Source organism: Streptomyces actinomycinicus (assembly GCF_016741775.1).
Taxonomy (GTDB): domain Bacteria; phylum Actinomycetota; class Actinomycetes; order Streptomycetales; family Streptomycetaceae; genus Streptomyces; species Streptomyces actinomycinicus.
Map to the genome: position 1 here is coordinate 141,857 of NZ_JAERRK010000001.1, position 13,814 is coordinate 155,670.

Genomic DNA, 13,814 nt, shown 5'->3' on the forward strand with positions numbered 1-13,814 from the left:
GGGGGTCCGTTCCGTGGTCTTGCCGGTGCGGGTGCGTGGGGCCGGCCGCGCAGATCCCCGCGCCCCTTACAGGGCGCTCCCCGCGAGGCGCTCCTCAGGAGGCACCGCCGGCGGGGCGCCGGCTACTCCACCGTCACCGACTTCGCGAGGTTCCTCGGCTTGTCGATGTCGCGGCCCAGGGCCTTCGCCGTGTGGTACGCCAGGAGCTGGAGGGGGATGCCCATGAGGATCGGGTCCAGCTCGTCCTCGTTCTTGGGGACGACGATCGTCTGGTCGGCCTTCTCCTGGTGCTGGTGGGCCACCGCGAGGATCTTGCCCTCGCGGGCCTTGATCTCCTCCAGGGCGGCGCGGTTCTTCTCCAGCAGGTCGTCGTCGGGGACGATCGCGACCGTCGGCAGGGCCGGCTCGATGAGGGCCAGCGGACCGTGCTTCAGCTCGGAGGCGGGGTAGGCCTCGGCGTGGATGTAGGAGACCTCCTTGAGCTTGAGAGAGGCCTCGCGGGCCACCGGGTAACCCCGGACACGGCCGATGAAGAGCATCGAGCGGGCGTCGGCGTACAGCTCGGCCAGCTCCTTGACCTTCTCCTCCTGCTTGAGGATCTCGGTGATCTGCTCGGGCAGCTTCCGCAGGCCCGCGATGATCCGCTTGCCGTCGCGGACCGAGAGGTCACGGGTGCGGCCCAGGTGCAGGGCGAGCAGCGCGAAGGCGACCGTCATGTTGGTGAAGCACTTGGTGGACACCACGCAGACCTCGGGGCCGGCGTGCACGTAGATGCCGGCGTCCGCCTCGCGGGCGATCGCCGAGCCGACGACGTTGACGACGCCGAAGACCCGGGCGCCCTTGCGCTTCAGCTCCTGGACGGCGGCGAGCACGTCGTACGTCTCACCGGACTGGGAGACGGCCACGTAGAGGGTGTCGGGGTCGACCACCGCGTTGCGGTAGCGGAACTCGGAGGCCGGCTCGGCGTCGGCGGGGATGCGGGCCAGCTCCTCGATCATCTGGGCGCCGATCATGCCCGCGTGGTACGAGGTGCCGCAGCCGAGGATCTTCACGCGGCGGATCTGCCGGGCCTCGCGGGCGTCCAGGTTGAGGCCGCCGAGGTGCACGGTGGAGAAGCGGTCGTCGATGCGGCCGCGCAGCACGCGGTCCACGGCGTCGGCCTGCTCGTGGATCTCCTTGTGCATGTAGGTGTCGTGGCCGCCCATGTCGTACGACGCCGCCTCCCACTCCACGGTGGTCGGCTCGGCCGAGGTGCGGGTGCCCTCGGTGGTGTACGTGCGGAAGTCGTCGGCCTTGAGGGTGGCCATCTCGCCGTCGTCCAGCGTCACTATCTGCCGGGTGTGCGTGACCAGGGCGGCGATGTCCGATGCGACGAACATCTCCTTCTCGCCGATGCCGAGGACCACGGGCGAGCCGTTGCGGGCCACCACGATGCGGTCGGGGAAGTCGGCGTGCATCACCGCGATGCCGTAGGTGCCCTCGACCACCCGCAGGCTCTCGCGGACCTTGTCCTCGAGCTTCTCGGCCTGGGAGCGGGCGATGAGGTGGGTGAGGACCTCGGTGTCGGTCTCGGAGAGGAACTCGACGCCGTCCGCCTCCAGCTTGCGGCGCAGGTCGGCGGCGTTGTCGATGATGCCGTTGTGGACGACGGCGACCTTGCTGTCGGCCGACATGTGCGGATGGGCGTTCATGTCGGAGGGGGCGCCGTGGGTGGCCCACCGGGTGTGGGCGATGCCGGTGGTGCCCTTGAAGCGCGCCGGGACCTTGGCCTCCAGGTCGCGCACCCGGCCCTTGGCCTTGACCATCTTCAGGCCGGGCGCCTTCGGGGAGGTGACGACGATGCCCGCGGAGTCGTAGCCGCGGTACTCCAGCCGCTGCAGCCCTTCCAGGAGCAGCGGGGCGACGTCACGCTTCCCGATGTATCCGACAATTCCGCACATATATAGAGGTATCCCTTGGCTGTCGCTGGTCCGGAACGGCTGGTTCTCAGCCGTAGACCATGCGGCGCAGCTGCCTGAGCGTCAGCTCCGGCGGCGCCACCGCCCGGTATTTCAGGTCCGCCTCGATCCGTTCGAAGATCTCCGTGTTCACCAGGCCCCGGGCCTGGAGTTCACGGTGGCGGCGACGGACGAAGTCCTGCGTCGTCTCGTCGAAGTAGGCGAGGACGTCCTGGACCACCCGCAGCGCCTCGCCCCGGCTCAGGGGCGTGGACCGCGTCAGGTGATCGACAAGTTCCTCGTGCACCCGGTAGATCCTGGAGTAACGGCGGCCGTTTCGCAAGATTCGTGCCCGATTCCGGGCAGGCCCCTGTTGAAACTCTTATGGATCTCTGTTCGCGAAGTGTCCATCCTGCGTCTTGCGTCCCGTTGCCCGAACGGACGAGTTTCAGACGCCATGGACATTCCTCGTATGGGAGTACCCGAGAAGCTGGCCGAGCGCATGAGCATGGCCGAGCAGCACGAGTACCTGCGCGCCAGATTCTCGCGGCGCACCATGATCAGGGGCGGTGCCGTCACGCTGGGCGCCGTCGCGGGCGGCGCGTTCGTGCCCGGCGCCACCGCCCAGGCGGCCGTCCCGACCCAGCGCACGGCCTCCGCCGCCGCACCGGTCGACGGCGCGCTCGTCGCACCCTTCGGCCGCCACCTGGCCTGGGGCAACGACCCGCGGACCGAGGTCACCGTCTCCTGGCAGGTCCCGGTCGCGGTGCGCAAGCCGTTCATCCGTGTCGGCGCCCACCCGTGGGACCTCTCGCGCAAGATCGAGGCCGAGGTGCGCACCCTCTACACCCCGGCCGGGGTCGGCGCGAGCGGCGACCGCACCCAGTACTACCTGCACGCCCGGCTCACCCGTCTGCGCCCGGGCAGGACGTACTACTACGGCGTCGGCCACCAGGGCTTCGACCCGGCCGAGCCGCACCTGGCGGGCACCCTGGGCACCTTCACCACCGCCCCGGCCCACAAGGCGCCGTTCACCTTCACCGCCTTCGGCGACGAGGGCGTCAGCTACCACGGCCTGGCCAACAACGCCCTGATCCTGGGCCAGAACCCGGCCTTCCACCTGCACGCCGGTGACATCGCCTACGGCGACCCGGCCGGCCAGGGCAGGACCACCGACACCGGGTTCGACTCGCGCACCTGGGACCAGTTCCTGTACCAGACCGAGTCGGTCGCCAAGCAGATCCCGTGGATGCCGGCCTACGGCAACCACGACATGGAGGCCTGGTACTCGCCCAACGGCTACGGCGGCGAGGAAGCCCGCTGGACCCTCCCGGACAACGGCCCCGACAAGCACAACCTGCCGGGTGTCTACTCCTTCGTGTACGGCAACACGGCGGTCATCTCGCTCGACGCCAACGACGTCTCCTTCGAGATCCCGGCAAACCTGGACATATCTGGTGGAAGCCAGACGAACTGGCTGGAAGGGCAGCTGAAGAAGTTCCGTGCCGCCAGGGACGTCGACTTCATCGTGGTCTTCTTCCACCACTGCGCCTACTGCACCTCCACCGCACACGCCTCGGAGGGCGGTGTACGCCAGGAGTGGGTGCCGCTGTTCGAGAAGTACACGGTGGACCTGGTCATCAACGGCCACAACCACCAGTACGAGCGCACCGACGTCATCAAGGGCGACAAGGTCACCAAGAAGCTGCCGATCGGCGGCACGGCCTACCCCGAGACCGAAGGCGTGGTGTACGTCACCGCCGGCGCGGCCGGCCGCAGCCTCTACGCCTTCTCCGCCCCGGACTCCTACGAGGGGCACGAGCACGAGACCGACTCCGTGGCCTCGTTCGTCAACACCAAGGACGGCCGGGTCGACGAGACCGTCGCCTGGTCCCGGGTGCGCTACCTCAACTACTCCTTCCTGCGCGTGGACGTCACGCCCGCGCCGAAGGGCCGGCAGACCACGCTGACGGTGTCGGGCATCGCCGAGACCGGCGACCGCGTCGACCACTTCACGGTCTCCCGTACGGCGAAGTGAGCGCCCCGGGTGCGCCCGGAAGGCGGGACGCACCCCCCGGCCGGCCGGCGGTCCTCACATCCGTCTGAGGACCGCCTGCTTGGCCAGGGTGAACTCCTCGGCGGTCAGCACACCGTCGCGGTGCAGCTCGCCCAGCTCGCGCAGCCGCCGCAGCAGCGCGTCATGGTCGTCCCCGGCCGCCTCCACGGCCGGCTGCGGGGCGCCCTCCGGCCCGCCGGGCTCCGCCGCCGCGGGGTGCGGCAGGCGTGCCTGCACCGCCGCCGCGACCAGGGCCATCAGCGGATCCTTGCGGAAGCCCCACAGCTCGACCGCGTTCGGGTCGTACTTGGGCGGCGCCGTCGCCGGGGCGCCGCGCACCAGGAAGCGCAGGTGCCCGTTCTCCAGACCGGCCGCCGGCTGCCACTGAACGCCGGTCACGTCCGCGAGGGCGATCGTGCGGGGCCCGGCGGCGGCCTTGGCGTCCTCCGTCTTCCAGTTCCACTCCAGCCGCACCCGCTCGCCGTCGAAGCTCGCCGCGCCGTCCCCGGCCGACGCGGACACCGGCAGCGAGGGTCCCGGCAGCAGATAACCGGCGACCGGTTCCGCGGAAACCCCGTCCAGCAGCAGGGCGTTGCGCATCTCGTCGGCGACGTACTCGGCGACGCCGTACCGGTCGGACTCCACGGTCAGCTGATACGGGTCGTGCGGCTCGGCGAGCCGGCCGCCGGTGGCCTGCAGCAGCGGGTCGGCGCCGTCGCGCAGCCGCAGCCTGAGCCGCCCCGACTTCCGGCCCTGCTCGAAGGAAACGCCGGCCAACGCCCCGAGGGGGACGACGAGTTCGCCCAGCTCACGACGGAACGGACTGACGTTCTTGTCCCGGCCCGGAGTGATGCGCAGGGCGTCGCCGTCGAAGACCCAGGTGCCGTCCTTCTGGATGATTTCCGCCATGCGGGGATTGTTCCACCCGATCTGCGGGACAGTGGTCTCGACCACATCTGAAGGGAGCGCATGTGAGACGGAACCACAGCACGACTCCCCGGACAGCCCGCATCCTCGGTTCCCTGCTGCTGCTCGCGGCGGCCGGCGCCGGTACCGCCGGTGCGGCCCCCGCGGCCCGAGCCGCCGCCCCCGCGGCCCGGGCCGCAGCCCCCGTCCCGTTGGACCGGGTGGTCCCCGCGCCCGCCCAGGTCACGCCGGGCGGAACCCCGTACCGCATCACCCGCGCCACCGGCATCCGTGTCGACGGCTCCGCGGAGGTCCGCCGCATCGGCGCCTACCTGGCCGGTCTGCTGCGGCCCGCCACCGGCTACCCGCTGCCGCTCACCGGGCAGGGCACCGGAGGCATCCGACTCCGCCTGGGTGACGGCGACTTCGGCGCGGAGGGCTACCGCCTGCACAGCGGCGCCGGCGGTGTGGACATCACCGCCCGCACCCCCGCCGGGCTCTTCCACGGCGTGCAGACGCTGCGTCAGCTGCTGCCGGCGGCCGTGGAGAAGAAGACCGTGCAGGCCGTGCCCTGGCGGATCGCCGGCGGCACCGTGCAGGACCGGCCCCGGTACGCCTACCGGGGCGCCATGCTGGACGTGTCCCGGCACTTCTTCACCGTCGCCCAGGTCGAGCGCTACATCGACCAGTTGGCCCTCTACAAGGTCAACGAGCTGCACCTGCACCTCAGTGACGACCAGGGCTGGCGCATCGCGGTCGACTCCTGGCCGCGCCTGGCCTCGTACGGCGGCTCCACCCAGGTCGGCGGCGGCCGGGGCGGCCACTACACCAAGGCCGACTACCGGGAGATCGTCCGCTACGCGGCCTCCCGCTTCCTGGAGGTCGTGCCCGAGATCGACATGCCCGGCCACACCAACGCGGCCCTGGCCTCCTACGCGCAGCTCAACTGCAACGGCGTGGCGCCCCCGCTGTACACCGGCACCGACGTCGGCTTCAGCTCGCTGTGCGTGCCCAAGGAGGCCACGTACGACTTCGTGGACGACGTGATCCGGGAGCTGGCCGCCCTCACCCCCGGCCGCTACCTGCACATCGGCGGCGACGAGGCGCACTCCACCGGCCACGCCGACTACGTGGCGTTCATGGACCGCGTGCAGCCGGTGGTGGCCCGGTACGGCAAGAAGGTCATCGGCTGGCACCAGCTGACCGGTGCCCGCCCGGCCGCGGGCGCCCTCGCCCAGTACTGGGGCCAGGACGGCACCGGCGCGGCGGAGAAGGCACAGGTCGCCGCGGCCGCCCGGAACGGCACGGGTCTGATCCTGTCCCCGGCCGACCGTCTCTACCTCGACATGAAGTACACCAGGTCCACGCGGCTCGGCACGGACTGGGCGGGCCTGGTGGAGGTGAGACGGTCCTACGACTGGAACCCGGGCGCCTACCTCGCCGGGGTGCCCGTCTCCGCGGTCAGGGGCGTCGAGGCACCTCTGTGGTCGGAGACGCTGAAGAGTTCTGCCGACATCGAGTACATGGCGTTCCCGCGGCTGGCCGGGGCGGCGGAGCTGGGCTGGTCACCGGCTGCCCGCCACGACTGGAACGCCTACAAGGTGCGCCTGGCCGCCCAGGGCCCACGCTGGGACGCCCTCGGCATCCCCTACTACCACTCCCCGCAGGTCCCCTGGCCCGCACGCTGACCAACGCCCGACGAGCACCCCGGAGGACCGTACTCCGGGGTGCTCGTCCGCAGGGGTGGCCGTCAGTGGCCTGCGAGGGGGTTCTTCAGGGTGCCGACCAGCTGGAGCGCGCCGGACGGGTCGGCGAGGTCCACCATCTGCTTGTTGTCGCGCAGCTGGAGCCGGTTGAGGCAGGACAGCGCGAACTCGGGGGCGAACATGTCGTACTGGCGGAACCTGTCGGCCAGTTCGGGGTTCGCGTCCTGGTACTCGCGGGTGACCTCGGCGACCGTGCGCCAGAACCCGTCCTCCTCCAGGATGCCCTCGGTGGCGAGATGGGCCGCGAGGAAGCGGAAGAAGCAGTCGAAGACGTCCGTGAAGACGGACAGCAGCTTCTTGTCCTCCGGGACGTCCGCGCGGATCCGCTGCACCTCGGGCGGCAGCGCCGCGTCCGGGTCCATGACGACGATCTCCTCGGCGATGTCCTTGTAGACCGCCCGCCGCACGGCCCCGTCCTCCAGCACCAGGATGACGTTCTCGCCGTGCGGCATGAAGGCCAGGTCGTAGGCGTAGAAGCTGTGCAGCAGCGGGGTGTAGTAGGCCCGCAGGTACTGCCGCAGCCACTCGGTGGGCGGCAGGCCCGAGCGTGCGATCAGCGCGCCCGCGAAGGAGGCGCCCCGGTGGTCCACGTGCAGCAGGGAGGCCATGGTGGCGAGGGACTCGCCGTCCCGCAGCGAGGGCACCGGGCTCTCCCGCCACAGCGCGGCCAGCATCTTGCGGTACGGCGAGTAGCGGTCGGTCGCCCGCTCGTACTCCAGGTGGCGGTAGCCGACGGCCGCCCGTTCCCGGATGATCGTCAGGCCGGTCGCCTTCAGCACCGGGTCGTTCTCGATCAGCCGGGCCAGCCAGTCGTTGATGGCCGGGGTGGCCTCCATGTAGGCGGCCGAGAGCCCGCGCATGAAGCCCATGTTGATGACCGACAGGGCGGTCTTCACGTAGTGCCGGTGCGGGTTGCTGGTGTTGAAGAACGTGCGTATGGACTGCTGGGCCAGGTATTCGTCGTCGCCCTCGCCGAGGCAGACGAGGTGGCCCCGGGCCACCTCGGCGGCGAAGGTGACGCTGAGCTTGTTCCACCACTGCCAGGGGTGGACCGGGATGAACAGGTAGTCGGCGGGGTCGAGGCCCCGGCCCGTCAGGACGGCGCGGAAACGGTTCACCGTCGGCTCGCCCAGCTCGTCCCGCAGGAAGGACTCGTACTCGATCCCGGCACCCGCCGTGAACGCGGCCCGGGAGCGGTGCGCGGCCAGCCACACCAGCCGGACCGGGTTCGCGGTCTCGGGCGCGTACGACAGGTACTCGTGGATGCCGAAGCCGAGCCGCCCGTTGTTCGCGACGAAGCACGGGTGGCCCTCGGTCATGCCGGTCTCGATCGCCTGGAAGCCGCCCTCCGCCAGCTCCGCGGAGGTGACACGGGGCTTGGTGAGCTTGTAGCAGGTGCCCGAGAGGGTGGAGGAGATCTCCTCCAGGTAGACCGGGAGGACCTCGTCGCTGAGCCCCAGGGCCTGGCGGAACTCGATGAAGAAGTCGAGCGCGGCCAGCGGCAGCCGCTCGCCGCCGCGGTGCCGGGTGATGGAGCCGGCGTCGACCTGCCAGTGGTCGAGGGCCCGGCGCACGGCCGAGAACCGGTAGGAGGTCTGCCCGTCGTCGCTGCGGACGACGTAACTCCCGTCCTCCTCCTCGGGGGTGAGCAGCCGCTCGTGGGCGAACTCGGCGAGTGCCTTGCGGATCAGCAGCCGGCCGGCGGTCTCCCAGCGCTCGGGGGACAGGTGGGCCACGGTGTCGGCGGGGGTCATGCGGCCACCGCCTTCTCGAACTGCTCGCGGGTGCAGAAGCTCAGCAGGGCCCGCTTCTCCGGCTTCTGGATCTCCCGCTCGGGCACGAAGCCGACGGCGGCGTTCAGGGCGTGCACTGCCGTGTTCCGCACGTCCGGCTCGACGACCACCCGCCGGGTCGCCGGGTCGGCGAACAGGTGTGTCATGACGGCGGTGATGACGGCCCGGGTGAACCCGTGCACGGGCCGCTCGGCCGGCGCGACCAGGAAGTGCATGCCGACGTCACCGGGCTGCGGCTCGTACAGTCCGGTCAGCTCTCGGTGGGCCGGGTCGTACCGCTCCATCAGGAAGGCGGGCTCCCCGTCGTGCAGTCCGAGCAGCGCGTGGTGGTGTTCGTCGGCCGCGATCTCCATGTAGGCCCGCTCCACGTCCTCCAGCTTCGCGTCCTGCATCATCCAGAACACGGCCTTGGGGTGGGTGACCCAGCCGTGCAGCAGCTCGGCGTCCTTCAGCGGGTCGAGGGGGCGGATCGTGAAGGCCGGCGTCGGGTCGGTCATACGGCGAACTCCTGGAAGGCGACGGTCTTCTCGACCGGGTAGTACTCGGTGCCGAGCAGCTCACGGATGATGTACGCGTTGCGGTAGGCGCCCATGCCCAGGTCGGGGCTGGTGATGCTGTGGGCGTGGACACCGGCGTTCTGCAGGAAGACCCCGCGGCCGGTGACGTCGATGGCGTAGTTCCGCGCGACGTCGTAGTTGCCCTGGGAGTCGTAGCGCAGCCGGTCGCGGACGGGCTTGAGGAACTCGGGCTCGGTGTATTTGTAGCCGGTGGCCAGGATCAAGCCCTCGCTGGTCAGCTCGTAGTCTTTCCCCTGTTCCTCCTGGCGCAGGCCGAGGATGTACGTGCCGTTCTCGTGCCGGGCCGTGGTGAGCGCGGAGTTGGTGAGCAGCCGGGTGGGGACCGGGCCGCCGAGATTCTTCTGGTAGAGCAGGTCGAAGATCTCGTTGATCAGATCGCCGTCGATGCCCTTGAACAGGCCCTTCTGCTGGGCGGTGAGCCGGTAGCGGGTGGCCTCGGGGAGCGCGTGGAAGTAGTCGACGTACTCCGGGCTGGTCATCTCCAGCGTGAGCTTCGTGTACTCGAGCGGGAAGAAGCGCGGTGAGCGGGTGACCCAGGTCAGCTGGTAGCCGTGGACGTCGATCTCGCTCAGCAGGTCGTAGTAGATCTCGGCGGCCGACTGGCCGCTGCCGACCAGGGTGATCGACTTCTTGCGCTGCAGCTCGGCCTTGTGGTCCAGGTAGCGGGAGTTGTGGATGAAGTCGCCGCCCAGGCCCTGGCAGGCGTCCGGCAGGTGGGGCGGGGTGCCGGTGCCCAGGACCAGGTGGCGGGCGCGGTAGACCTCACCGGCCGCGGTGCGTACGACGTAGCGCTCGTCCTCGTACGTCACCTCGGTGACCGTCGTGCCGAAGCGGACGCTGCTCAGTTTGTGGGCGGCCCAGCGGCAGTAGTCGTCGTACTCGACGCGCAGCGGGTAGAAGTTCTCGCGGATGTAGAACGAGTACAGTCTGCCCTTCTCCTTCAGGTAGTTGAGGAAGGAGTAGGGCGAGGTCGGGTCGGCCAGGGTGACCAGGTCCGACAGGAACGGGGTCTGCAGGTGGGCGCCGTCCAGGAACATGCCGGCGTGCCATTCGAAGTCGGGCTTGGACTCCAGGAAGACGCCGTCCAGTCCGGCGACCGGCTCGGTGAGGCAGGCCAGGCCGAGGTTGAAGGGGCCGAGCCCGATCCCCACGAAGTCATAGGTCTTGCTGTGGGCTTCAGGACGCGCGGTCAAGAGACTCTCCCAGGTACTGCTCGGCATGGCCGGCGATCAGATCGAGGACGGCGGTGATGTCGGCCGTCGTGGTCTCGGGGTTGAGCAGGGTGAACTTCAGGTAGTGGCGGCCGGCCACCTTGGTGCCCGCGACCACGGCGTCGCCGGAGGCGAACAGGGCCTTGCGGGCGTAGAGATTGGCCCGGTCGATCTCGGCCGGGTCGGTGACGGCGGCCGGGATGTAGCGGAAGACGAGGGTGGAGAGGCTGGGCTCGACGACGACGTCGTAGCGGGGGTCGGCCGCCAGCAGCCGCCAGCCCTGCCGGGCCAGGTCGCAGACCTCGTCGAAGAGCTGTCCGATGCCGTCGGCGCCCATCGTGCGCAGGGTCAGCCACAGTTTGAGGGCGTCGAACCGGCGCGTGGTCTGGAGGGACTTGTCCACCTGGTTGGGAATACGTTCCTGCACCATGCGGCGCGGGTTGAGGTACTCCGCGTGGTAGGTGGCGTGGCGCAGGGTGGCCGCGTCCCGGACCAGCACGGCGGACGAACTGACCGGCTGGAAGAAGGACTTGTGGTAGTCGACGGTGACGGAGTCGGCGCGCTCGATGCCGTCGATGCGGTGCCGGTGCTTCACGGAGGCGAGGAGCCCGCAGCCGTAGGCGGCGTCGACGTGCATCCAGACGCCGTACTGGGCGCACAGTCCGGCGATCTCCGGCAGTGGGTCGATGGATCCGAAGTCGGTGGTGCCGGCGGTGGCGACGACGGCCATGGGGACCAGGCCGTCCTGCTTGCAGCGCTCCAGCTCGTGGGCGAGGGCGACGGTCTGCATCCGCTTGTCGTGGTCGACGGGGACGGTGACCACGGCGTCCTGGCCGAGGCCGAGCAGTTTCGCGGACTTCTTGACGCTGAAGTGACTGACGTCGGAGGCGAAGACGCGCAGTTTCGCGAGGTCGTCGCACTTGGCCTCCTCCCTGGCCAGCAGCAGCGCCTGGAGGTTGGACTGGCTGCCGCCGGAGGTGAACACGCCGTCGGCGGCCGGGCCGAGGCCGGCGCGGGCGGCCGTCCACTCGATCAGCCTGCGCTCGATGAGGGTGCCGCCGGCCGACTGGTCCCAGGTGTCCAGGGAGGAGTTGACCGCGGAGAGCACGGCCTCGCCGAGCACCGCCGGGATGACGACCGGGCAGTTGAGGTGGGCGAGGTAGCGGGGGTGGTGGAAGTAGACCGCGTCCCGCAGGTAGACGTCCTCCAGCTCGTCCAGGACGGCGGTGGTGTCGCCCAGCGGGCGGTCGAGGTCGATCGCGTCGATGCGGGGGGCGAGGGCGTCCACGGTGACGCCGGTGAACGGACGGTCGGTGGTGGCGAGTTTGGCCGCCACCCGCTCGACTCCTTCGGTCACGGAGCGGCGGTACCGCTCCGCTGTGAGGCCATTGAGCAGGTGCGAGCGCATGTGGGGGTCCTCCGAGGGGACGGTCCGTGCGGGATCAACTTAGGTAAGCCTAACCTAAGTTTGATGCCCGAGGGTGTGCCTGTCCGGTGACCGGCGTCACGTCATGGGGAGGTTTATCCGGCGGCGCGCAGCTGTTCCTCCGTCATGCCCCGCCGCCAGTAGCCGACGAAGGTCACGCGCCGCCGGTCCACCTTGCGCTCGGAGACGAAGTGCCGCCGCAGCGCCTTGACCTGACCGGACTCGCCCGCGATCCACACGTACGCACGCTCGGTGCCGTCGAGCCGGGCGGCCCGTACGGCGTCGACGGCCGTGGGGGACCCGTCGTGCCGTACGAGCCACGTGATCTCCGCGTCCGCGTCCGTGCGCACGTCCTGGATGTCCGCGGCGTGCGGGACCTCCAGCCAGGCCCGGACCCGGGCACCGGCGGGGAGGGACTCGAGGACGGCGGTCGCGGCCGGTACGGCGGTCTCGTCGCCGCACAGCACGACGAGCCCGGTGTCCTCGGGCGGGCGGAAGCGGATCGCGCGGTTGTCGGCGATGGCCGGCCCGAGCAGCAGCACCCGGTCGCCGGCGCCGGCCCGCGCGGCCCAGCGGGAGGCCGGCCCGGCGGGGGAGGGGGCTTCGGGCTCGATGCCGTGCAGGGCGAAGTCGATGTCGATCTCGGCCGTGTGCCCCGAGGCGTCCCGGCGCAGGGCCCGCAGCGTGTACGACCGCATCACCGCCCTTACCCCGTCCGGCAGTTCCCGCCAGGCCTGCCACCAGCCGTCGCCCAGGTCCAGCGGGACGACCGGTTCGGGCTGGCCCGGGTGCGGCAGGAACAGCGACAGCGACTGGTCCCGGCCGTGCGAGTGGAAGGCGTGCAGATCGGGGCCGGTGAAGCTCACCCGGACCAGGGACGGGCCGAGCCGCCTCGTCCGTACGACCTGAAGAGAGAAGAAACGGAACGGGGTGGCCACGGCCGTCGTCATGGGGTGCTCCTGGAACGTGGGGTGAGTGGACCGGCCTCAGGGGCGCGGGGAACTGCGCGGCCGGCCCCGGCCGGCCCGCAGCTCACCCGCGACGTGAGCCGGCGCTCAGCGGACCTTCTTGGCCTTCTCCAGCGCCTCGGCCAGTGTGGTGAGCAGCGGCACGCACTTGTCGTAGGACAGGATCGGCTCCGGAGAGCGCGGGATGACCTGACCCGCCTTCACCGCGGGGAGCTTCTTCCAGGTCGGCTTGGTGATGTCGGCCGCCTGGAGAGCCGAGGACCGGTCGTCGAGCATGATGATGTCGGCCTGGTACTTGTCGACGTTCTCCCAGCTCAGCGACTCGTACCAGCCGCCGCCCTGCTTTTTGGCGCTCTCCGGCGGCTCGACGAAGTTCACGCCGAGGGCCTTGAAGTACTCCAGGTCGACCGAGAGGTTGGTGCCGGAGACGTAGAACAGCTCGTCGCTCGCGCTGCCCGCCAGCACCTTGAGTTCCGGCTTGGCCTTGGCGGCGGCGCGCAGCCGGGCCGCGGCGTCCTCGAACCGCTTCTTGGCGTCGGTGACCTTGGCGGCCTTCATGTCCGCCCCCAGGGACTCGGCGAGGTCCCACATCCGCTGCAGGGGCTGGGTGAGCTGGCGGTCGTAGACCGAGATGCCGACGCTCGGGGCGAGCTGGGCGACCTTCTTGGCGGACTCCTCCGGGACGTACCAGAGGGTGCCGGCGCCGTCGAACATCGTGCTGATGAGCACGTCCGGCGCGAGGGACGCGTACTTCTCGATGCTGAACTGGCCCCAGGCGTTGCCGAGGACCGTCACCTTGCTGATGTCCATGTCGCCGGCCTGGACGTCGGCCTTGCCGCCGCTGGTCCTCGTCGGACCGAAGACGCCCTTCACCTGGATGCCGTAGTCGTACAGCGCGGCGCCGACGCCGGTGAACGCGACGATGTTCGCGGGGGTCTTGTCCAGCTTCACGGCCGTGCCGCGGTCGTCCTTGAAGGACCAGGGACCGGACTTGCCGTTCTTGGCGGCGGCGCCGGAGCCGCTGTCTTCGCCCTTGTCGTCCCCGCAGGCGGCGAGCGCGGCGCCGAGTCCGAGGGCGCCGCCCGCGGCGAGCAGTCCGCGGCGGGTGAGGTGGTTGGCACGGGCTTGGGGCATGGGCATGACTGCTTTCGAACGGGGCGAAGCGCCCGCCGG

General features: G+C 70.5%; 11 protein-coding genes. 2 read left to right on the forward strand and 9 right to left on the reverse strand.

Annotated features, from left to right (window positions below):
• Nucleotides 1-122: 122 nt before the first annotated feature.
• A complete protein-coding gene (gene glmS, locus JK359_RS00710; protein ID WP_201830501.1) occupies nucleotides 123-1,940 on the reverse strand; it encodes a glutamine--fructose-6-phosphate transaminase (isomerizing) in 1,818 nt (605 codons plus the stop codon).
• 46 nt (nucleotides 1,941-1,986) lie between these two features.
• Entirely contained in the window at nucleotides 1,987-2,244 is a 258-nt protein-coding gene (locus JK359_RS00715) for a hypothetical protein (protein ID WP_201830502.1), read from the reverse strand.
• Nucleotides 2,245-2,409: 165 nt separating this feature from the next.
• Between JK359_RS00715 and JK359_RS00720 the strand changes: the two genes are divergently transcribed.
• Nucleotides 2,410-3,975 (forward strand): purple acid phosphatase family protein, encoded by a 1,566-nt coding sequence (locus JK359_RS00720; RefSeq protein WP_201830503.1) that lies wholly within the window; start codon nucleotides 2,410-2,412, stop codon nucleotides 3,973-3,975.
• 54 nt (nucleotides 3,976-4,029) lie between these two features.
• Here JK359_RS00720 and JK359_RS00725 read toward each other — a convergent pair whose 3' ends face one another.
• Nucleotides 4,030-4,902, reverse strand: coding sequence for a DUF4429 domain-containing protein (locus JK359_RS00725; protein WP_201830504.1), 873 nt, complete (start codon nucleotides 4,900-4,902; stop codon nucleotides 4,030-4,032).
• 62 nt (nucleotides 4,903-4,964) lie between these two features.
• On the opposite strand from JK359_RS00725, the gene JK359_RS00730 reads away from it, so the two are divergent.
• Nucleotides 4,965-6,587 (forward strand): beta-N-acetylhexosaminidase, encoded by a 1,623-nt coding sequence (locus JK359_RS00730; RefSeq protein ID WP_201830505.1) that lies wholly within the window; start codon nucleotides 4,965-4,967, stop codon nucleotides 6,585-6,587.
• A gap of 62 nt (nucleotides 6,588-6,649) precedes the next feature.
• On the opposite strand, the gene JK359_RS00735 is transcribed toward JK359_RS00730, so the two are convergent.
• The 6 genes from JK359_RS00735 to JK359_RS00760 all read right to left on the reverse strand — a co-directional run bounded on the left by JK359_RS00735 (nucleotide 6,650) and on the right by JK359_RS00760 (nucleotide 13,775).
• Nucleotides 6,650-8,419 (reverse strand): IucA/IucC family protein, encoded by a 1,770-nt coding sequence (locus JK359_RS00735; RefSeq protein ID WP_201830506.1) that lies wholly within the window; start codon nucleotides 8,417-8,419, stop codon nucleotides 6,650-6,652.
• Nucleotides 8,416-8,955 (reverse strand): GNAT family N-acetyltransferase, encoded by a 540-nt coding sequence (locus tag JK359_RS00740; RefSeq protein ID WP_201830507.1) that lies wholly within the window; start codon nucleotides 8,953-8,955, stop codon nucleotides 8,416-8,418. Before JK359_RS00740 ends, JK359_RS00735 begins: the two co-directional genes overlap by 4 nt.
• Nucleotides 8,952-10,229, reverse strand: coding sequence for a lysine N(6)-hydroxylase/L-ornithine N(5)-oxygenase family protein (locus tag JK359_RS00745; RefSeq protein ID WP_201830509.1), 1,278 nt, complete (start codon nucleotides 10,227-10,229; stop codon nucleotides 8,952-8,954). The genes JK359_RS00740 and JK359_RS00745 overlap by 4 nt, the downstream gene beginning before the upstream one ends.
• Nucleotides 10,213-11,655 (reverse strand): lysine decarboxylase DesA, encoded by a 1,443-nt coding sequence (gene desA / locus JK359_RS00750; protein WP_201830517.1) that lies wholly within the window; start codon nucleotides 11,653-11,655, stop codon nucleotides 10,213-10,215. Before desA ends, JK359_RS00745 begins: the two co-directional genes overlap by 17 nt.
• A gap of 113 nt (nucleotides 11,656-11,768) precedes the next feature.
• Nucleotides 11,769-12,623 carry a siderophore-interacting protein gene (locus JK359_RS00755; protein WP_201830518.1) on the reverse strand — a complete coding sequence of 285 codons (855 nt, stop codon included), beginning with the start codon at nucleotides 12,621-12,623 and terminating at the stop codon, nucleotides 11,769-11,771.
• A gap of 105 nt (nucleotides 12,624-12,728) precedes the next feature.
• Nucleotides 12,729-13,775: an ABC transporter substrate-binding protein gene (locus JK359_RS00760; RefSeq protein ID WP_201830521.1), complete on the reverse strand. Its 1,047-nt coding sequence runs from the start codon at nucleotides 13,773-13,775 to the stop codon at nucleotides 12,729-12,731.
• Nucleotides 13,776-13,814 lie beyond the last annotated feature (39 nt).

Excerpts from the sequence above, each read along its gene's own strand:
- glmS (WP_201830501.1), bottom strand. The coding sequence starts at position 1,940 with ATGTGCGGAATTGTCGGATACATCGGGAAGCGTGACGTCGCCCCGCTG.
- JK359_RS00720 (WP_201830503.1), top strand. The coding sequence starts at position 2,410 with ATGGGAGTACCCGAGAAGCTGGCCGAGCGCATGAGCATGGCCGAGCAG.
- JK359_RS00725 (WP_201830504.1), bottom strand. The coding sequence starts at position 4,902 with ATGGCGGAAATCATCCAGAAGGACGGCACCTGGGTCTTCGACGGCGAC.
- JK359_RS00735 (WP_201830506.1), bottom strand. The coding sequence starts at position 8,419 with ATGACCCCCGCCGACACCGTGGCCCACCTGTCCCCCGAGCGCTGGGAG.
- JK359_RS00740 (WP_201830507.1), bottom strand. The coding sequence starts at position 8,955 with ATGACCGACCCGACGCCGGCCTTCACGATCCGCCCCCTCGACCCGCTG.
- desA (WP_201830517.1), bottom strand. The coding sequence starts at position 11,655 with ATGCGCTCGCACCTGCTCAATGGCCTCACAGCGGAGCGGTACCGCCGC.
- JK359_RS00755 (WP_201830518.1), bottom strand. The coding sequence starts at position 12,623 with ATGACGACGGCCGTGGCCACCCCGTTCCGTTTCTTCTCTCTTCAGGTC.
- JK359_RS00760 (WP_201830521.1), bottom strand. The coding sequence starts at position 13,775 with ATGCCCCAAGCCCGTGCCAACCACCTCACCCGCCGCGGACTGCTCGCC.